The sequence below is a fragment of the Streptomyces sp. NPDC001410 genome (assembly GCF_042895235.1).
Lineage (GTDB): Bacteria > Actinomycetota > Actinomycetes > Streptomycetales > Streptomycetaceae > Streptomyces.
Genome location: NZ_JBIAWE010000002.1, coordinates 138,708 through 156,510 on the forward strand (window position 1 = coordinate 138,708; position 17,803 = coordinate 156,510).

19 protein-coding genes and 1 pseudogene are annotated in these 17,803 nt (G+C 69.6%); 13 read left to right on the forward strand and 7 right to left on the reverse strand.

Going from position 1 to position 17,803, the window contains the following annotated elements:
- Positions 1–16: 16 nt before the first annotated feature.
- Positions 17–1,363: a nicotinate phosphoribosyltransferase gene (locus ACFY3C_RS04115; RefSeq protein ID WP_390769621.1), complete on the reverse strand. Its 1,347-nt coding sequence runs from the start codon at positions 1,361–1,363 to the stop codon at positions 17–19.
- 57 nt (positions 1,364–1,420) lie between these two features.
- On the opposite strand from ACFY3C_RS04115, the gene clpS reads away from it, so the two are divergent.
- From clpS to ACFY3C_RS04160, 9 genes are all read left to right on the forward strand, one after another.
- The gene (clpS, locus tag ACFY3C_RS04120; RefSeq protein ID WP_386580920.1) at positions 1,421–1,738 is read left to right on the forward strand and encodes an ATP-dependent Clp protease adapter ClpS; all 318 of its coding nucleotides are present in this window, start codon (positions 1,421–1,423) and stop codon (positions 1,736–1,738) included.
- Between the two features lie 12 nt (positions 1,739–1,750).
- Entirely contained in the window at positions 1,751–2,356 is a 606-nt protein-coding gene (locus ACFY3C_RS04125) for a DUF2017 domain-containing protein (RefSeq protein WP_390769622.1), read from the forward strand.
- A 353-nt stretch (positions 2,357–2,709) separates the two neighbouring features.
- A complete protein-coding gene (locus ACFY3C_RS04130; RefSeq protein WP_390769623.1) occupies positions 2,710–4,128 on the forward strand; it encodes an amino acid permease in 1,419 nt (472 codons plus the stop codon).
- Between the two features lie 144 nt (positions 4,129–4,272).
- Positions 4,273–4,695 (forward strand): Mov34/MPN/PAD-1 family protein, encoded by a 423-nt coding sequence (locus ACFY3C_RS04135; RefSeq protein ID WP_386580925.1) that lies wholly within the window; start codon positions 4,273–4,275, stop codon positions 4,693–4,695.
- A 79-nt stretch (positions 4,696–4,774) separates the two neighbouring features.
- On the forward strand, positions 4,775–4,870 hold the full coding sequence (locus tag ACFY3C_RS04140) for a putative leader peptide (RefSeq protein ID WP_020940333.1): 96 nt from the start codon (positions 4,775–4,777) through the stop codon (positions 4,868–4,870).
- Positions 4,871–4,989: 119 nt separating this feature from the next.
- Positions 4,990–5,268 (forward strand): MoaD/ThiS family protein, encoded by a 279-nt coding sequence (locus ACFY3C_RS04145; protein ID WP_386580927.1) that lies wholly within the window; start codon positions 4,990–4,992, stop codon positions 5,266–5,268.
- A gap of 7 nt (positions 5,269–5,275) precedes the next feature.
- Positions 5,276–6,226, forward strand: a complete 951-nt coding sequence (locus ACFY3C_RS04150) for a PLP-dependent cysteine synthase family protein (protein WP_386580928.1) — start codon at positions 5,276–5,278, stop codon at positions 6,224–6,226.
- A gap of 260 nt (positions 6,227–6,486) precedes the next feature.
- Positions 6,487–8,559, forward strand: coding sequence for a putative Ig domain-containing protein (locus tag ACFY3C_RS04155; RefSeq protein ID WP_390769624.1), 2,073 nt, complete (start codon positions 6,487–6,489; stop codon positions 8,557–8,559).
- Between the two features lie 131 nt (positions 8,560–8,690).
- Positions 8,691–9,155 (forward strand): hypothetical protein, encoded by a 465-nt coding sequence (locus tag ACFY3C_RS04160; RefSeq protein WP_390769625.1) that lies wholly within the window; start codon positions 8,691–8,693, stop codon positions 9,153–9,155.
- A gap of 7 nt (positions 9,156–9,162) precedes the next feature.
- Here the strand turns inward: ACFY3C_RS04160 and ACFY3C_RS04165 are convergent, their stop codons facing one another.
- Complete coding sequence (locus ACFY3C_RS04165) at positions 9,163–9,621, reverse strand: type II toxin-antitoxin system PemK/MazF family toxin (protein ID WP_390769626.1); 459 nt, start codon at positions 9,619–9,621, stop codon at positions 9,163–9,165.
- 240 nt (positions 9,622–9,861) lie between these two features.
- On the opposite strand from ACFY3C_RS04165, the gene ACFY3C_RS04170 reads away from it, so the two are divergent.
- Complete coding sequence (locus ACFY3C_RS04170) at positions 9,862–10,614, forward strand: MBL fold metallo-hydrolase (RefSeq protein ID WP_390769627.1); 753 nt, start codon at positions 9,862–9,864, stop codon at positions 10,612–10,614.
- 73 nt (positions 10,615–10,687) lie between these two features.
- Here the strand turns inward: ACFY3C_RS04170 and ACFY3C_RS04175 are convergent, their stop codons facing one another.
- Together ACFY3C_RS04175 and ACFY3C_RS04180 are read right to left on the reverse strand one after the other, a co-directional pair.
- Positions 10,688–11,953, reverse strand: coding sequence for a PTS transporter subunit EIIC (locus ACFY3C_RS04175; protein ID WP_386582060.1), 1,266 nt, complete (start codon positions 11,951–11,953; stop codon positions 10,688–10,690).
- A 231-nt stretch (positions 11,954–12,184) separates the two neighbouring features.
- On the reverse strand, positions 12,185–13,474 hold the full coding sequence (locus tag ACFY3C_RS04180) for a PTS transporter subunit EIIC (protein ID WP_390769628.1): 1,290 nt from the start codon (positions 13,472–13,474) through the stop codon (positions 12,185–12,187).
- Between the two features lie 186 nt (positions 13,475–13,660).
- Between ACFY3C_RS04180 and ACFY3C_RS04185 the strand changes: the two genes are divergently transcribed.
- The 3 genes from ACFY3C_RS04185 to ACFY3C_RS04195 all read left to right on the forward strand — a co-directional run bounded on the left by ACFY3C_RS04185 (position 13,661) and on the right by ACFY3C_RS04195 (position 15,244).
- Positions 13,661–13,894 carry a PTS glucose/sucrose transporter subunit IIB gene (locus ACFY3C_RS04185; protein ID WP_366010034.1) on the forward strand — a complete coding sequence of 78 codons (234 nt, stop codon included), beginning with the start codon at positions 13,661–13,663 and terminating at the stop codon, positions 13,892–13,894.
- A gap of 86 nt (positions 13,895–13,980) precedes the next feature.
- Entirely contained in the window at positions 13,981–14,718 is a 738-nt protein-coding gene (rph, locus tag ACFY3C_RS04190) for a ribonuclease PH (RefSeq protein WP_386581740.1), read from the forward strand.
- A gap of 124 nt (positions 14,719–14,842) precedes the next feature.
- A complete protein-coding gene (locus ACFY3C_RS04195; protein WP_390769629.1) occupies positions 14,843–15,244 on the forward strand; it encodes a hypothetical protein in 402 nt (133 codons plus the stop codon).
- A gap of 107 nt (positions 15,245–15,351) precedes the next feature.
- Here the strand turns inward: ACFY3C_RS04195 and ACFY3C_RS04200 are convergent.
- The 3 genes and pseudogenes from ACFY3C_RS04200 to ACFY3C_RS04210 all read right to left on the reverse strand — a co-directional run.
- Positions 15,352–15,972: pseudogene (locus ACFY3C_RS04200) on the reverse strand (DUF1707 domain-containing protein); the annotation flags it as partial.
- A 74-nt stretch (positions 15,973–16,046) separates the two neighbouring features.
- The gene (locus ACFY3C_RS04205; protein ID WP_390769630.1) at positions 16,047–17,054 is read right to left on the reverse strand and encodes an ATP-binding cassette domain-containing protein; all 1,008 of its coding nucleotides are present in this window, start codon (positions 17,052–17,054) and stop codon (positions 16,047–16,049) included.
- Positions 17,012–17,779, reverse strand: a complete 768-nt coding sequence (locus ACFY3C_RS04210) for an ABC transporter permease (protein WP_386581772.1) — start codon at positions 17,777–17,779, stop codon at positions 17,012–17,014. The genes ACFY3C_RS04205 and ACFY3C_RS04210 overlap by 43 nt, the downstream gene beginning before the upstream one ends.
- Positions 17,780–17,803: the final 24 nt, after the last annotated feature.

Here is a 17,803-nt window from a genome sequence, read left to right on the forward strand (position 1 = left end):
GGACGGCGGTCGCGGTCTAGCTACCCGAGCGCCCCTGGACGTACTCCGTCGGAATCACGGGTTCCCCGCGGGAGAGCTGTGTAGCGGACAGCGGCAGGTTGGCCCGCGCCGCGATGTGCCGCGCACGGGGCACGTCGAGCGGCTCGCGGGCGACGACCTCGCCGCCCTTGACCAGCTGCACCAGCAGCTGCCGGTCGGCCAGCTCGGCCGGCACCGGTCCGGTGCCGACCACCTCGGCCTCGGCCACCCCCGCTTCGTCCAGACGCCGCGCCGCCCACTTGCGCCCGCCGATGGAGGTCTTGCCCCCGCTGGACTTCTTCGCGACCGGCACCAGCGGTGCCGCCGGGTCGGCGGACTCGGCGCGGGCGACCAGCTTGTAGACCATCGAGCAGGTCGGATGCCCGGAGCCGGTCACCAGCTGGGTGCCGACGCCGTACGCGTCCACCGGCGCCGCGGCCAGCGAGGCGATGGCGTACTCGTCCAGGTCGGAGGTCACGACGATCTTCGTGGCGGTCGCCCCCAGCTCGTCCAGCTGATGCCGGACCCGGTGGGCCACCAGGAGCAGGTCGCCGGAGTCGATGCGCACCGCGCCCAGACCGGGCCCGGCCACCTCCACCGCCGTACGGACCGCCTCGGCGACGTCGTAGGTGTCGACCAGCAGCGTGGTGCCCCGGCCGAGCGTGGCCACCTGGGCCTGGAAGGCGTCCCGCTCGTGGTCGTGCAGCAGGGTGAAGGCGTGCGCGGAGGTGCCGACGGTCGGGATGCCGTACCGGAAGCCGGCCGCGAGGTCGGAGGTGGTGGTGAAGCCGCCGACGTACGACGCCCGGGCCGCGGCCACCGCCGCCAGCTCATGGGTGCGGCGGGCGCCCATCTCGATCAGCGGGCGGTCGCCCGCGGCGGAGGCCATCCGGGAGGCCGCGGCCGCGATCGCCGAGTCGTGGTTGAGGATGGAGAGGATCACGGTCTCCAGCAGCACACACTCGGCGAAGGTGCCCTCGACCCGCACGATCGGCGAGCCGGGGAAGTACACCTCGCCCTCGGGGTAGCCCCAGATGTCACCGCTGAAGCGGTAGTCGGCGAGCCACTTCAGGGTCTCCTCGTCCACGATGTTCCGCTCCCGCAGGAAGCCGAGGACACCCTCGTCGAAGCGGAAGTTCTCGACCGTGTCCAGGACCCGCCCGGTGCCCGCCACCACGCCGTAGCGGCGGCCGTCCGGCAGCCGCCGGGTGAAGACCTCGAACACGCTGCGCCGCTCGGCCGTACCGGCCCGCAGCGCGGCCTGCAGCATCGTCAGCTCGTACTGGTCCGTGAAGAGCGCCGTAGAGGGAACGTCCACCGGCAGCCCAAGGTCCGCTGTGTTCATGGCAAGGGATCGTACCCCCATTTCGTCAGTGTGACGATTTATCAAGCGCGTGGCAGCATGGGGGGTGTGACGTCACCCGCGCCCGTAGAGATCGAACGCACCGAATCGGCGGAGGAGGTCTTCGCCGTACCCGAGCCCGACGTCCCCTGGGTCACGATCGTCCACAACGACCCGGTCAACCTCATGAGCTATGTGACGTACGTCTTCCAGGCGTACTTCGGCTATCCGAAGGACAAGGCCACCAAGCTCATGCTCGACGTCCACCACAAGGGCCGGGCGGTCGTCTCCAGCGGCACTCGCGAGGAGATGGAACGCGACGTGCAGGCGATGCACGGCTACGGACTGTGGGCCACCCTCCAGCAGGACCGGAAGTAGCGAATCCTCTTCATGTCCGGACACTTCGAACACATCCCCGGCGGCGGCGCGGCTGTCGCACTCGACGACGTCGAGATCTCCATCATCCGGTCGCTGGCCGTCCAGCTCCTGGAGCTGATCGGCCCGGGACCCGCCGCGGACGCCCCCGCCGACCCCCTGGCCGAGCTGTTCGCCGAGGGTCCGAGCGAGCCGCCCACCGACCCCGTCCTGCGCAGGCTCTTCCCGGACGCCTACAGCGACCCGGAGCAGGCGCCCGACTCCCCGGCCGACGCCGAGGAGCGCCTGGCGCACTCGGCCGAGTTCCGCCGCTACACCGAGAACGACCTCAGGGCCGGCAAGCGGGAGAACGCCCTCGCGGTGATCCGCAGCCTGGACGCGCTGTCCCCGGTGGACGAGGGCGGGGCCGTCCTCAAGCTGTCCCCGGAGGAGTCGAGGTACTGGCTCGGTGCCCTCAACGACCTGCGCCTGGCGATCGGCGCCCGGCTGGAGATCACCGACGAGGACGACACCGATCTGCTCTACCGGCTCCCGGACGAGGACCCGCGTAAGCCGATGGTGATGGCGTATCTGTGGCTGGGTGGCCTCCAGGAGACGCTCGTCACCACTCTTATGTCGTAACTTGTCCCGATTTCGGGTGCACTTGGTGTTCGCTCAGAGGACGCTCAAATCCGGATAACGATCATGTCACCGTTGCGGCCTGGTTTGCCGCTTTAGGGCGTTCTTTGTCCCCTTCTTCCTGTGCGGTGCATCACATCGTGCTTCAGTGATCAATGTTGCGGCCGTGATAAATCTTCACGACCGCCCGGCCAACACCACCCATGTTCGGCCGGGTGCGCCACCGAGCCGGCGACCGCCGGCCAGGCACGAGCGGGCTCGCGAAACCCGCTCAGCTCCATCAATCCGGGGGGATCGAAACCCGATCCGAGGCCGACGAAAGGCCCGGGTCGGCATGGAGAAAGGCGCACCACGACATGACCTCTGAGAGGGTCACCGAAGCCCCTGAGGAGGGCTACGAGCGCGGGCTCGGCAGCCGCCAGGTCCAGATGATCGCGATCGGCGGCGCCATCGGCGTCGGTCTGTTCCTCAAGGCCGGGGCCAACATCGAGAAGGCGGGCCCCAGCCTCATCCTGATGTACGCCCTCGCGGGCGTGATCATCTTCTTCATCATGCGAGCCCTGGGCGAGCTGCTGCTCTACCGCCCGGTCTCCGGCTCCTTCGCGGACTACTCCCGCGAGTTCCTCGGCCCGTTCTTCGGCTATTTCACGGCCTGGACGTACTGGCTGATGTGGGTCGTCACCGGCATGGCCGAGCTGACGGCCGCCGCGATCTACATCAACTACTGGTTCCCGGCCGTACCGCAGTGGGTGACGGCACTCGTCTTCCTGGTGATCCTCTTCGGGGTCAACCTGATCTCCGTGAAGCTCTTCGGCGAGCTGGAGTTCTGGTTCTCGATGGTCAAGGTCACCGCCCTGATCGGCATGATCGTGATCGGTCTCGGTGTGCTCACCTTCGGCTTCAGCGCCGCCGGTGACACCGCGTCCGTCTCCAACCTGTGGCAGTTCGACGGCTTCTTCCCCAAGGGCATCGGCTCCTCGCTGATGACCCTGCAGGGCGTCATGTTCGCCTACCTCGCCGTCGAGCTGGTCGGCGTCACCGCGGGCGAGTCCGAGAACCCGGAGAAGACCCTCCCGAAGGCCATCAACACGCTGCCCTGGCGCATCGGCCTGTTCTACGTCGGTGCCCTCACCGTCATCCTGTGCGTGGTGAAGTGGACCGAGTTCACCGAGGGCGTCAGCCCCTTCGTGAAGGCCTTCGCCATGATCGGCATCCCGGCCGGCGCCGGCATCGTCAACTTCGTGGTGCTCACCGCGGCCCTGTCGTCCTGCAACTCGGGCATGTACTCCACCGGCCGCATGCTGCGCACCCTGGCCGACAACGGCGAGGCCCCGCGGGCCTTCTCGAAGCTGTCGGCGTCCAAGACCCCGGCGCTCGGCATCACCGTCTCGGTGCTGTTCATGGGCATCGGCGTGGTCCTGAACTACGTCGTCCCGGAGAAGGCGTTCGGCTACGTCACCTCCGTCGCCACCGCGGCCGGCATCTGGACCTGGCTGATGATCCTGGTCAGCCACGTCCTGTACCGCCGCGCGGTCGACGCGGGTCGGCTGCCCGCCTCGTCCTTCCCGGCGCCGGGCGGTGCGCTGTGCTCGTACATCGCCATCGCGTTCCTGCTCTTCGTCACCGGCCTGATCGCCTACGATGCCGACTCCCGTGTCTGCCTGTACGTGATGGCGGTCTGGGCGGTCGCGCTCGGCATCGGCTGGCTGTTCCTGAAGAAGCGCACGCCGGAGATCGCCGACCGGCGTGAGCCGGAGCTGGAGCGGGTGGGCTGACCACCGGGGAGACCATCCCCAGGACGTCCGGCCGCCGGGAGTACTCGTGGCACCCCCGGAGGCTGCCGCTCAGGACGTCCGACATATGGGCCGCCCCGTACCATCCCTCGGTACGGGGCGGCCCGTCTGCTTATCCTGACGGACATGCTGACCATCACCCAGGCCCTCGTCGACCAGATCGTCGCGCACGCGCGCAAGGACCACCCCGACGAGGCGTGCGGCGTCGTCGCGGGCCCGGCCGGTTCGGACCGCCCCGAGCGCTTCGTCCCGATGCTGAACGCGGCCATGTCGCCCACGTTCTACGAGTTCGACTCCGGCGACCTCCTCAAGCTCTACCGCGAGCTGGACGACCGGGACGAGGAGCCGGTGGTCATCTACCACTCGCACACGGCGACCGAGGCGTACCCCTCGCGCACCGACATCTCGTACGCGAACGAGCCCGGCGCCCACTACGTCCTGGTGTCCACCGCCGACACCGACGGCCTCGGCGACTTCCAGTTCCGCTCCTACCGCATCGTGGAAGGCGAGGTCACGGAGGAGGAGGTCAAGGTCGTGGAGGCCTACTGATCCCGCGATTCGGTCAGAATGCATCCACCATGCGAGATCACACTCCGGGAGCGGGACCGGGAATCGATACGATGAGCCCATGGTTCTGAACGACGTGAGCGAGAAGACGCCGGGCATCCTGCTCGTGGCGCGGCTGCACGTCGACCTGTGCAGGCTGAACAGCGCCATCTGTTGACGTTCCCCGCCGCCGTACGGCCGTGCCGCGGCGCTCACCCGGTGCCGAAAGCCCGGGGGGACCCAGGCGCGCCCACACCGATTCGACGAACCAACCCTTTCCGACAGGAGCCCTGAGCCATGGCCATCGAGGTCCGCATCCCGACCATCCTCCGCCAGTACACCGACGGCCAGAAGGCGGTGGAGGGCAGCGGTGAGACCCTCGCCGACCTGTTCACCGACCTCGAGACCCGGCACGCGGGCATCCTGGCCCGCATCGTGGACAACGGCCAGCTGCGCCGCTTCGTCAACGTGTACCTGAACGACGAGGACGTCCGCTTCGTCGACGGCATCGACACCAAGCTGTCCGACGGCGACACCGTGACGATCCTGCCGGCCGTGGCCGGCGGCATGGCCTGAGACCGGCATGCGCTACGACTCCCCGCTGGCCGCGGTGGGCAACACCCCCCTGGTGCGCCTGCCGCGGTTGTCGCCGTCCCCGGACGTCCGCATCTGGGCCAAGCTGGAGGACCGCAACCCGACCGGCTCGGTCAAGGACCGCCCGGCCCTGCACATGATCGAGCAGGCGGAGAAGGACGGCCGGCTCACCCCGGGCTGCACGATCCTGGAGCCGACCTCCGGCAACACGGGCATCTCCCTGGCCATGGCGGCGAAGCTCAAGGGCTACCGCATGGTGTGCGTGATGCCCGAGAACACCTCGCAGGAGCGCCGGGACCTGCTCGGCATGTGGGGCGCCGAGATCATCTCCTCGCCTGCCGCGGGCGGCTCCAACACCGCCGTGCGCGTGGCCAAGGAGCTGGCCGCCGAGCACCCCGACTGGGTGATGCTCTACCAGTACGGCAACCCGGACAACGCGGGCGCCCACTACGCGACGACCGGCCCGGAGATCCTCGCCGACCTCCCCTCCATCACCCACTTCGTCGCGGGCCTCGGCACCACCGGCACCCTGATGGGCGTCGGCCGCTACCTGCGCGAGCACAAGCCGGACGTGAAGATCGTCGCCGCCGAACCGCGCTACGACGACCTGGTCTACGGCCTGCGCAACCTCGACGAGGGCTTCGTGCCGGAGCTGTACGACGCCTCCGTGCTCACCACCCGCTTCTCGGTCGGCTCCGCCGACGCGGTCACCCGCACCCGTGAACTCCTGCAGCAGGAGGGCATCTTCGCGGGCGTCTCCACCGGTGCCGCCCTGCACGCGGCGATCGGCGTCGGCAGGAAGGCGGTGAAGGCCGGCGAGAGCGCCGACATCGTCTTCATCGTGGCCGACGGCGGCTGGAAGTACCTCTCCACCGGCGTCTACACGGCGGCCACCACCGAGGAGGCCATCGAGACGCTCCAGGGCCAGCTCTGGGCATAGCCCGCCTCAAGCGCACGCCAGCCCCCTCCTATGAGGGGGCCAATCCCCTCCTATGGAGGGGCAAAGAATGCCCTCCGGTACTGCCGGTGACGCTCGGGCCAGGGCTACGGTCCTCCCGCACCCTGTCATGTCACGCTCATCCGGCATACGGGGCGTCTGAAGTGTCATGCTCATGATTGCGCGGTACTGCCGCCGCTACGCGCGTCACGGGCCTGCCCACCCAGAGCGAGAAACCCCACTTCCCCATGGAGGCAGTACCCATGCGTGAGTCACGCCCGAGCGGGCGGAGACGGAGTCTGCGAAGACTCGTCTCCGTCGCCCTCCCCGCCCTCGCCCTGACCGTCGCCGGACTGGCGGCGGCACCGACGGCCGGGGCCCAGGCCGCCGCCGCTCCCGCGCCCCACATCTCCCGGGCCGCGCAGAACGCCAAGGCTCTGACCGCCCCCGAGCACCAGATCTTCCACTCGACCGGCAAGGCCGGGCAGAAGGTCCCGACGACCCGTCTGTGCGCCACCGCCAAGCCGGGCCACGCGTCCTGCTTCGCCCAGCGCCGCACCGACATCAAGCAGCGGCTCGCCTCGGCGCTCGCCGCCGCCGCGCCCTCCGGCCTCTCCCCGGCCAACCTGCACAGCGCCTACAACCTGCCCTCGACGGGCGGCTCCGGCCTGACCGTCGCCATCGTCGACGCCTACAACGACCCCAACGCCGAAGCGGACCTGGCCACTTACCGCTCCACCTACGGCCTGTCCGCGTGCACCAAGGCCAACGGCTGCTTCAAGCAGGTCAGCCAGACCGGCTCCACCACCTCGCTGCCGACCAACGACACCGGCTGGGCCGGTGAGGAGGCGCTCGACCTCGACATGGTCAGCGCGGTCTGCCCGAACTGCAACATCGTCCTGGTCGAGGCGAACTCGGCGAACGACACCGACCTCGGCATCGCCGAGAACGAGGCCGTCACCCTCGGCGCCAAGGTCGTCTCCAACAGCTGGGGCGGCTCCGAGTCCTCCTCCCAGACCACCGAGGACACCCAGTACTTCAAGCACCCGGGCGTCGCCATCACCGTCTCCTCCGGTGACTCCGCCTACGGCGCCGAGTACCCGGCGACCTCCCAGTACGTGACCGCCGTCGGCGGCACCGCGCTCACCACCGCCTCCAACTCCCGTGGCTGGAGCGAGTCGGTGTGGCACACCAGCTCCACCGAGGGCACCGGCTCCGGCTGCTCGGCGTACGACCCGAAGCCGAGCTGGCAGACCGACACCGGCTGCTCCAAGCGCATGGAGGCCGACGTCTCCGCGGTCGCCGACCCGGCCACCGGTGTGGCGGTCTACGACACCTACGGCGGCTCCGGCTGGGCGGTCTACGGCGGCACCAGCGCCTCCGCCCCGATCGTCGCCGGCGTCTACGCCCTCGCGGGCACCCCGGGCTCCAGTGACTACCCGGCGAAGTACCCGTACTCCCACACGAGCAACCTGTACGACGTGACCAGCGGCAGCAACGGCTCCTGCTCCACCTCGTACTTCTGCACCGCGGGCACCGGTTACGACGGCCCGACCGGCTGGGGCACCCCGAACGGCACCACCGCCTTCACCGCCGGCACCAGCACCGGCAACACGGTGACCGTCACCAACCCGGGCAGCCAGTCGACCACCACCGGCGGCTCGGCCAGCCTGCAGATCCACGCCACCGACAGCGCGGGCGCGACCCTGACCTACAGCGCCTCCGGCCTGCCGACCGGCCTGTCCATCAGCAGCTCCTCCGGCCTGATCTCCGGTACGGCGTCCACCGCGGGCACCTACCAGGTCACGGTCACCGCGACCGACTCCACCGGCGCCTCCGGCTCGACCTCCTTCACCTGGACGGTCGGCTCCTCCGGCGGCACCTGCACCTCGGCCCAGCTGCTCGGCAACGCGGGCTTCGAGTCGGGCAACACCACCTGGACCGCGAGCAGCGGCGTCATCACCAACGACTCCGGTGAGGCCGCGCACGGCGGTTCCTACAAGGCCTGGCTCGACGGGTACGGCTCCTCGCACACCGACACGCTGTCCCAGTCGGTGACCGTCCCGTCCGGCTGCAAGGCCAGCTTCACCTTCTACCTGCACATCGACACCGCCGAGACCACCAGCAGCACCGCGTACGACAAGCTGACGGTGACCGCCGGTTCGACGACCCTGGCGACCTACTCGAACCTCAACGCCGCCTCCGGGTACGCGCAGAAGACCTTCGACCTGTCCTCGTTCGCGGGTCAGACGGTCACCCTGAAGTTCAGCGGGGTGGAGGACTCCTCCCTCCAGACCAGCTTCGTCGTGGACGACACCGCCCTGACGACCGGCTGAGCCGTACGGCAACCGGATCCCGCACCCGGAAGAAAGCCTTCCGGGTGCGGGATCCGTCCGTGCCGGTGGTACGTCTCATCTGCACCAGGAGACCGGCAGGCCGGCCGGCCACGGCAGAAAGGCGGACCCCCATGCGCCGTACGACGACCGTCGCCCTCGCGGCGGCAGCGCTGCTGCTCGCGGGCTGCGGCTCCCAGAGCGGCGGGGACAACGGCAGCGGCAGCGGCGACAACGGCAAGGTGTCGCCCTCGGCGTCCGCCCCGTCGTCCGGCGGCCACTGCGTCACCCACGTGGAGCTGACCGCCGCCGACAACGGCCGTACCGTCTGCCTGTCCAAGGGCGGCGAGCTGCGGCTCACCCTCGACGGGACCAGGAGCCGCCCCTGGAAGCCGGTCGCGGCGAGCGGCACCGCCCTGAAGGCGATCAACGCGGGCTTCGTCCTCCAGCCGGGCGACGCGAGCGCCGCCTACCAGGCGGTGGCGGCCGGAAAGGCCGAGCTGACGTCCTCCCGCCCCTTGTGCCCCGAGCCCACGGCCCCCGGCCAGGTCTCCTGCAAGGGCATCGAGGAGTGGAAGGTCACCGTGACGGTGAACTAGCCGGCGGCTAGCCGGCGAGGTGCCTGACCTGGTCCCACAGGACCGGGTCGACCACGCCCACCCGGCGGCGGAAATCGCCGAACGGCACCTCCCGCAGCTCGTCCGTCTGCAGGAAGCTGGGCCGGCCGTGGGCGTCGCCGACCGAGCCGGGCGGCAGCGGGATCACCCCGGCGCGCTCGTCGTGGTACTTGCTGGTGATCTTCGCGACCGTGGCCCGGTTGCCGCGTACGGACAGCACCAGACAGGGCCGGTCCTTTACGTCGGCGCGGTCCTCGTAGGGCACGTTGGCCCACCAGATGTCCCCCGGGTGCGGACGTGTCGTCACCCGGGCCCGGCCGCCGGGGCGCTCGGGCGGACGCAGCCGGCGCCCGCCGGGCCGGCGGCCCCGGCCCCAGCCGTCGACGAGCGTGGCGACCAGCGCGAGCAGTACCACCGCCGCGAGCGCCAGCCACCATGACGTGTCCATACGGACGACGTTACCGGCGTGCGCTCGGCGGCGCGCGCCCTCTTGTGAGCTACCTGCGCCCCCGGTCCAGCCGATCCGGTGACACCACAGGTGAGTTCGCCCACAACGGCCCCTGGCGGAGGAGCGACCGGCCCTTTTGCGCCTTACGCTCAACAAACCGCACGACCCCCGTCTGCCCCCTTCCCGACCCCTCTCCTCGCATCCCGCCCATCGGTTTCCGCCAACGGAGGTTTCTGCTTCATGAAGCTCACCGTCGTCGGCTGCTCGGGGTCGTTCCCGTCCGCGGAATCGGCCTGCTCGAGCTACCTCGTCGAGGCCGACGGCTTCCGGCTGCTCCTCGACATGGGCAACGGCGCCCTCGGCGAGTTGCAGCGCCACTGCGGTCTCTACGACCTCGACGCCATCTTCCTGAGTCATCTGCACGCCGATCACTGCATCGACATGCTCGGGTACTTCGTCGCGCGCTACTACCGTCACGAAGGCGGCCGCTGCGACCCGGTCCCGGTCTACGGCCCTGAAGGCACCGAACACCGTCTGACCACGGCCTACGCCGACACCCCCTCCGCCTCCTCCATGAGCGAGGTCTTCGACTTCCACACGGTCAAGCCGTCCACGTTCGAGATCGGCCCGTTCACCGTGCACACCGAGCGGGTCAGGCACCCCGTGGAGGCGTACGCCATCCGCATCGAGCACGGCGGAAAGTCCCTGACGTACTCCGGCGACACGGGCGTCAGCGAGGCGCTGGACGAGCTGGCCCGCGGCACCGACCTGTTCCTGTGCGAGGCGGCGTTCACGCACGGCAAGGAGAACATCCCCGACCTGCACCTCAACGGCCGTGAGGCGGGCGAGGCGGCGGCCCGCGCGGGCGCCCGCCGGCTGGTCCTCACCCACATCCCGCCGTGGACGGACCCGCAGGTCAACCTCGCGGACGCGCGCGAGGTCTTCGCGGGGCCGGTGGAGCTGGCCGCGCCGCGGGTCACGTACGAGATCTGACCCCACCCCAAGGCACGAGAAGGCCCCCGGAGCCGTACCGGCTCCGGGGGCCTTCGGGGTGTGCGGGGCCGGCCTACTTGGCCTCGGCCTTCTGCAGTTCGGCGAGTTCCTCGTCGGACTCGCGGCCCGGCGTGGGCAGGTTGAACTTGATGATCGCGAAGCGGAAGACCGCGTAGTAGACCACCGCGAAGCACAGGCCGACCACGACCAGCCCCAGGGGGTTGCTCGCGATGCCGAAGTTCAGACCGAAGTCGACCGCGCCGGCCGAGAAGCCGAAGCCGTCCCGCATGCCCAGCGACCAGGTCAGCGCCAGGGAGATGCCGGTGAGGACCGCGTGGATGGCGTACAGGACCGGCGCGATGAACATGAAGGTGAACTCGATCGGCTCGGTGACGCCGGTGACGAAGCTGGTCAGCGCGAGCGAGAACATCATGCCGCCGACCACCTTGCGGCGCTCCGGGCGGGCGCAGTGCACGATGGCGAGGCAGGCGGCCGGGAGGCCGAACATCATGATCGGGAAGAAGCCGGTCATGAACTGGCCCGCGTGCGGGTCGCCGGCCAGGAAGCGCGCGATGTCGCCGCTCTTGCCGTGGTAGTCGCCCGCCTGGAACCACGGGAAGGAGTTCAGCAGGTGGTGCATGCCGATCGGGATCAGTGCACGGTTGGCGACGCCGAAGATGCCCGCGCCGACGGCCCCCGAGCCCACCAGCCACTCGCCGAAGTTGTGCAGGCCCGTGCCGAGGACCGGCCAGATGTAGCCGAAGACGATGCCGATGAGCAGGCCCGCGAAGGCGGACAGGATCGGGACGAGGCGGCGGCCGCCGAAGAAGCCCGCCCAGTCGGGCAGCTTGGTGCGGTAGAAGCGCTGGTAGAGCAGGGCCACGACGATGCCCATCACCACGCCGCCGAGGACCTTGGCGTCCACAGCCTGCTCCACCATGGCGACCTTGCCGTCGACGACGGCTTCCTTCTTCGGCAGGCTCGGGTCGGTGAACGTGCCGAGCACGTTCTTGAAGACCAGGTAGCCGACCACCGCGGCGAGCGCCGTCGAGCCGTCCGACTTCTTCGCGAAGCCGATCGCGATGCCCACGGCGAACAGCAGCGCCATGTTGTCGAGGATCGCGTTGCCGCCGGCCGCCATGAAGGAGGCGATCTTCGTGAGGAACGCCGGGTAGTTCGGGTCACCCAGCATGTCCGTGTTGCCCAGACGCACCAGGAGGGCGGCGGCGGGCAGCACCGCCACCGGCAGCATCAGGGAGCGGCCGATGCGCTGCAGTACAGCCATCGCCCCGGCACCCTTCTTCTTCTCCGCCGCGGGAGCGGCGCTGGCCGTGGTCACAAGTTCCTCCAGGGGGGCAAGGCGCCGCCCGGGAACCATGAAGGGGACGGCAGCGTCTCTGGTCTACACCACTCAGTGGTGTAGACCTGTTGTAGCACGGTGAAGGCGGTATAAGGAACCCGTCAATCCGCTGTCGTGGGGTTACGCGCTGTGCTGGTCACAGAGCCCGCCGGCGGGGACGCCGAAAGGCCCCCGGACCGGCTGTTCCGGGGGCCCAACTCGGACGGGGTGTCAGACCTTTGTGACGTCCTCGACCTGATCCTCGGGTTCGCGGCCGGGTGTTCGGAGGTCGAACTTCGTGATGGCGAACCGGAAGATGACGTAGTAGACGGCCGCGAAGCACAGGCCGATCGGGATGATCAGCCACGGTTTGGTGGCCAGGTTCCAGTTGATGATGTAGTCGATGAGACCGGCCGAGAAGCTGAAGCCGTCGTGCACCCCGAGCCCCCAGGTCACCGCCATCGACACCCCGGTGAGCACCGCGTGGACCGCGTACAGCAGGGGCGCGATGAACAGGAACGAGTACTCGATCGGCTCGGTGATGCCGGTCACGAACGAGGTCAGTGCCACCGAGAGCATCAGGCCGCCCACCTCCTTGCGGCGGTTCGGCCGCGCGCAGTGGGTCATCGCCAGCGCGGCCGCCGGCAGCGCGAACATCATGATCGGGAAGAAGCCCGAGGTGAACTGGCCCGCGTTCGGGTCGCCCGCCAGGAACATGTTGATGTCGCCGTGCACGACCTTGCCGTCGGGCGTCGTGTAACTGCCGAACTGGAACCAGATGGGCACGTTCAGGAACTGGTGCAGGCCGATGACGAGCAGCCCCCGGTTCGCGACGCCGAAGATGCCCGCGCCCCACGGCCCGGCGTCCCGAAGCCAGTGACTGAAGCTCTCAAGAGCGTCGCCGACCGGTGGCCAGATCCACAGGCACACCGCCGCGAAGACGATGGCGACGAACGACATGATGATCGGGACCAGCCGGCGGCCGTTGAAGAAGCCCAGCCAGTCCACCAGCTTGGTGCGGTGGAAGCGGGCCCAGAAGAACGCGGCCAGCAGACCCAGGACGATGCCGCCGAAGACACCCGGGTTCTGGAAGGTGAAGGTGCTCACCGCCCCTGCCTCGACCTGGCAGCCGACGTCCGGGATCGTCTTCGAGCCGACCGGGCACTGCTCCGGGAACTGGTGCAGCACGCCGTAGTAGACGAGGAAGCCCGCCACCGCCGCGAGCGCCGTCGAGCCGTCCGACTTGCGGGCCATGCCGATCGCGACGCCCACACAGAACAGCAGCGGAAGGCCGATCGAGCCGTCGAGCAGCGCGCCGCCCGCCCCCTTCATCACCTTCGAGACGTTCGTCCAGCCCAGGCCGTCGACCCCGAACACGTCCGGCTGTCCCAGCCGGTTCAGGATGCCCGCCGCCGGCAGCACCGCGATCGGCAGCTGGAGGCTGCGGCCCATCTTCTGCAGGCCCTGGAAGAGGGTGTTCCAGCGGGCGCGCGCGGGGCTGACCGTGCTGTCGGCGCTCATGGACGTCCTCCTGGGCCGCTCGACTCGGACGCGGTTTGGCGACCGTACCGACTGTGGTGTAGACCAGTTGGCGGACGGTTCCGCTGTCGTGATCGCCATCATTCGGCACGCACGGCATGACCGCTCGCAAAGATGGGCCAACTGTGGGTTACTGCGACAAAGCGGTTCGGATCAGGGAGAAGGAACATGGCCAGCAAGGCTGAGAAGATCGTCGCCGGCCTCGGCGGGATCGACAACATCGAGGAGATCGAGGGCTGCATCACCCGGCTGCGCACCGAGGTCTCGGACCCCTCGCTGGTCGACGACGCCGCCCTGAAGGCCGCCGGCGCCCACGGCGTCGTCAAGATGGGCACCGCCATCCAGGTCGTCATCGGCACCGACGCCGACCCGATCGCCGCGGAGATCGAAGACATGATGTGAGACCCCGTTCGAGCCGGGGTCACCTGTAAGGGGCTCTTCCCACCGCGGGAGGAGCCCCTTGTGTCACTCCGGATAGGCTCGTGGCCATGTCTCGAATCGACGGCCGCACCCCCGAACAGCTCCGCCCGGTCACCATCGAACGCGGCTGGAGCAAGCACGCCGAGGGCTCCGTCCTCGTCTCCTTCGGCGACACCAAGGTCTTCTGCACCGCCTCGGTCACCGAAGGCGTCCCGCGCTGGCGCAAGGGCAGCGGGGAGGGCTGGGTCACCGCGGAGTACGCCATGCTGCCCCGCGCCACCAACACCCGCGGCGACCGAGAGTCCGTCAAGGGCAAGATCGGCGGCCGTACCCACGAGATCTCCCGGCTCATCGGCCGCTCCCTGCGCGCCGTCATCGACTACAAGGCGCTCGGCGAGAACACCATCGTCCTCGACTGCGACGTCCTCCAGGCCGACGGCGGCACGCGCACGGCGGCCATCACCGGCGCGTACGTCGCCCTCGCCGACGCCATCTCCTGGGCCCAGGGCAGGAAGCTCATCAGGGCCGGCCGCCAGCCGCTGACCGGCACGGTGTCGGCGGTCTCGGTCGGCATCGTCGGCGGCGTGCCGCTCCTCGACCTCTGCTACGAGGAGGACGTGCGCGCCGAGACCGACATGAACGTCGTCTGCACCGGCGACGGCCGCTTCGTCGAGGTCCAGGGCACCGCCGAGGCCGAGCCCTTCGCCCGCGAGGAACTGAACGCCCTGCTCGACCTCGCCGTCACCGGCTGCACCGAGCTGACCGCGATCCAGAAGACCGCGCTGGCCGCCACGCTCGAAAAGTAAAGGACGCGCCAACACTCGGGGTGCGGGAGGGCAACCCCCACCCGCTCCCCGACGTCCCTATGGGTACGGGCGTACGACCACCAGCGTGCGCCCGGTCAGCCACACCAGGGGAGGGAACACCACCATGGCCGCCAGCCGACGCCGAGGCCGTCTCACCGCCGTCGCCGCCGTCATAGCGACCGCCGCGCTCACCGCCGGCCTCACCACCGGCTGCGACGCCGTGAACAAGGCTCTGGACTGCATGCAGACCGCCGAGTCCATCGCCGACAGTGTCACCGAACTCCAGACGGCCGTGGAGAAGGCCTCGGACGACCCGACGCAGCTCGACCAGGCCCTCGCCTCGATCGACAAGAACCTCGAAAAGATCGGCGACAAGACCGACGACGCCGACGTCAACAAGGCGGTCGACAACCTGAACAAGGCCGTGGACAACGTCCGTACGGCCATCAAGAACGGCGACAACACGCCGGACGTCAGCCCGGTGACGGACGCGGCGGGCGAACTGACCAAGGTCTGCACGTCGTAGCCTTCTCAGCCGACCGAGTCGGGTGGTGGGTGGGCATGGGCCGGGGTCTGGGGCGGAGCCCCAGGGACCTCAGCCCCCACCCACGGGGCGTATTACTTGCCGAGCCTGCGCCGCTGCTTGCGCTCGACGCCGACCCCGCCCCAGAAGGCGAAGCCGCCGATGACGACCCGCGGTGCGCCCAGTTCGGCCGTCTCGTCGCCCTTGGGGTGTTCGAAGCCGCCCATGATGCCGAGCCCGCGTACGACGACCTCGACGCCCGGCGGCACGATCACCTGCATCCCGCCCATGATCGCCACACAGTTGATGTGGACCTCGGCGGCCGCGAAGTCCGCCTCCCGCAGATCGATCTCGCCGCCGCCCCAGAAGGCGAAGGCGGTGAACTTCCTCGGCACCGTCCAGCGGCCCTTGCGCTGGAAGCCGGACATGATGGCGACCGCCCCCGTGGACGACCCCTCACCCCCGACGATCCGGCCCGCCCAACTCCCGTCCTTCCGCACCGGTTCCTTGGTGAAGGAGACCGGAGCGTGCGCCACGGCCCCGCTGGTCGGCAGGTCACGGGTGATCGGCGTCAGCTCGGCGTACGTACGCGCCTTGTACGTCGCCTCCAGCCGCTCCTCGAACTCCGCCATGTCCAGCCGCCCCTCGGCGACGGCGTCCCGCAGGACCTCGGCGACCCGCTCACGGTCGGCGTCGGAGGCACGGAGTTCCGGCACTGCGTCGTCGGTCATGGCAGAAGCCTACGAGAAGATGCCCGCGAAGAGATGCCCAAGAGATGCCCGCGAGAAGCCACCTGCGAAGACACCTACGAGACCGCCTTCTCGGCGTACATCTTCGCGATGACGGCCTCGATGTCCGGCTCCCGCACCGACAGGTCCACCAGCGGATACTCGGCCGCGACGGCCGCCACCAGCGGCGCCGCCGACTGCCCCGCCGGGAACGCCAGCCACTGCCGCGGCCCCTCCACCCGCACCACCCGGCACGACGGCACCTCGATCGGCGGCAGCTCCCGCTCCAGATCCACCACCAGCGTCCGCTCGCCCTCCCCGGCCTCGTGCAGCCCCGCGAGCGGACCGTCGTACATCAGCCGCCCATGGTCGATCACCATCACCCGCGAGCACACCTGCTCGATGTCCTGCAGATCGTGTGTCGTCAGCAGCACCGTCGTCCCGCGCTCGGCGTTCAACTCCCGCAGGAAACCCCGCACCTTCGCCTTCGACACCACATCCAGGCCGATCGTCGGCTCGTCCAGGTACAGCACCTCCGGATCGTGCAGCAGGGCCGCCGCGATGTCCCCGCGCATCCGCTGGCCCAGCGACAGCTGCCGCACCGGCACGTCCAACAGGGCCTCCAGCTCCAGCAGTTCCACGCAGCGGTCCAGGTTGTGCCGGTAACGGGCGTCCGGGATGCGGTACATGCGGTGCGCCAGCCGGTAGGAGTCGATCAGCGGCAGGTCCCACCACAGCGTCGTCCGCTGCCCGAACACCACCCCGATCCGGTGCGCCAGCCGCGTCCGCTCCCGCGAGGGATCGATCCCCGCCACCCGCAGCCGGCCCGCGCTCGGCGTCAGGATGCCGGTCAGCATCTTGATCGTCGTCGACTTCCCGGCCCCGTTCGGACCGATGTAGCCGACCATCTCACCGCGCGCCACGCTGAAGGAGATCGAGTCCACCGCCCGCACCTGCCGCCGCTCCCGCTTCAGGAACCCGGTCCTCCTGCGCACCTCGAAGACCTTCTCGACCCGGTCCACCTCGATGAACGCGTCCACCGCTAACTCCCTGTACTCCGATACGACCGAAGGCCCACCCGCCACGCCAGCCCCGCCGCCGCGCAGCACACCACCGCCACCAGCGGCGGCGCGAACGCCGCCCACTCCGGCACGCCGTCCAGCGGATACGGCTGCCCCAGCACATAGGCCGCCGGCACCCAGTTGACGAAGGCCAGCGGGAGCATGAACGTCACCCCGCGCACCAACTCCTTGCCGAACACGGTCGGCGGGTACTGCAACAGCGTCTGGCCGCCGTACGTGAACGCGTTCTGCACCTCGGACGCGTCCTGCGCCACGAACTGGAAGGCCGCCCCCGCCACGAACACCGCCGAGAAGATCACCCCGCCGCAGACCAGCATCCCCGGCACCATCAGCACCTTGACCGGCGTCCAGCCGATGTCCGACGCGACCAGCGCGTAGCCCAGCACCAGCGACCCCTGCATGATCCGGCTGATCCGGCGCAGCGCGAACCGGTCGGCGGCGACCTGCGCCAGCACCGGCGCGGGCCGCACCAGCAGGGTGTCGAGCGTGCCGTCGCGCACCCGGGTGCCCAGCCGGCCCGCCGAGCCGATCGCCAGGTCCGCGAACCCGAACGAGGTCGCCGACAGCCCGTACAGGAACGCGACCTCGGGCAGCGACCAGCCGCCGAGGACGTCGACCCGGGAGAACATCAGCAGGATCGAGACGAAGTCGAGACCGGTCACCAGCAGACCACCGACCACGGTCATCGCGAAGGACACCCGGTAGGTCAGCGTGGAGCGGATCCACATCCCGGAGATCAACCGGTAGGCGCG

Bases quoted from the DNA above. Each gene is read 5' to 3' on its own strand.
- ACFY3C_RS04195 (WP_390769629.1), top strand. From the start codon at position 14,843: ATGGCCGCCAGCCGACGCCGAGGCCGTCTCACCGCCGTCGCCGCCGTC.
- ACFY3C_RS04130 (WP_390769623.1), top strand. From the start codon at position 2,710: ATGACCTCTGAGAGGGTCACCGAAGCCCCTGAGGAGGGCTACGAGCGC.
- ACFY3C_RS04155 (WP_390769624.1), top strand. From the start codon at position 6,487: ATGCGTGAGTCACGCCCGAGCGGGCGGAGACGGAGTCTGCGAAGACTC.
- ACFY3C_RS04180 (WP_390769628.1), bottom strand. From the start codon at position 13,474: ATGAGCGCCGACAGCACGGTCAGCCCCGCGCGCGCCCGCTGGAACACC.
- ACFY3C_RS04140 (WP_020940333.1), top strand. From the start codon at position 4,775: ATGGTTCTGAACGACGTGAGCGAGAAGACGCCGGGCATCCTGCTCGTG.
- ACFY3C_RS04115 (WP_390769621.1), bottom strand. From the start codon at position 1,363: ATGAACACAGCGGACCTTGGGCTGCCGGTGGACGTTCCCTCTACGGCG.
- rph (WP_386581740.1), top strand. From the start codon at position 13,981: ATGTCTCGAATCGACGGCCGCACCCCCGAACAGCTCCGCCCGGTCACC.
- ACFY3C_RS04165 (WP_390769626.1), bottom strand. From the start codon at position 9,621: ATGGACACGTCATGGTGGCTGGCGCTCGCGGCGGTGGTACTGCTCGCG.
- ACFY3C_RS04210 (WP_386581772.1), bottom strand. From the start codon at position 17,779: ATGTGGATCCGCTCCACGCTGACCTACCGGGTGTCCTTCGCGATGACC.
- ACFY3C_RS04135 (WP_386580925.1), top strand. From the start codon at position 4,273: ATGCTGACCATCACCCAGGCCCTCGTCGACCAGATCGTCGCGCACGCG.
- clpS (WP_386580920.1), top strand. From the start codon at position 1,421: ATGGGGGGTGTGACGTCACCCGCGCCCGTAGAGATCGAACGCACCGAA.
- ACFY3C_RS04170 (WP_390769627.1), top strand. From the start codon at position 9,862: ATGAAGCTCACCGTCGTCGGCTGCTCGGGGTCGTTCCCGTCCGCGGAA.
- ACFY3C_RS04125 (WP_390769622.1), top strand. From the start codon at position 1,751: ATGTCCGGACACTTCGAACACATCCCCGGCGGCGGCGCGGCTGTCGCA.
- ACFY3C_RS04150 (WP_386580928.1), top strand. From the start codon at position 5,276: ATGCGCTACGACTCCCCGCTGGCCGCGGTGGGCAACACCCCCCTGGTG.
- ACFY3C_RS04160 (WP_390769625.1), top strand. From the start codon at position 8,691: ATGCGCCGTACGACGACCGTCGCCCTCGCGGCGGCAGCGCTGCTGCTC.
- ACFY3C_RS04145 (WP_386580927.1), top strand. From the start codon at position 4,990: ATGGCCATCGAGGTCCGCATCCCGACCATCCTCCGCCAGTACACCGAC.
- ACFY3C_RS04185 (WP_366010034.1), top strand. From the start codon at position 13,661: ATGGCCAGCAAGGCTGAGAAGATCGTCGCCGGCCTCGGCGGGATCGAC.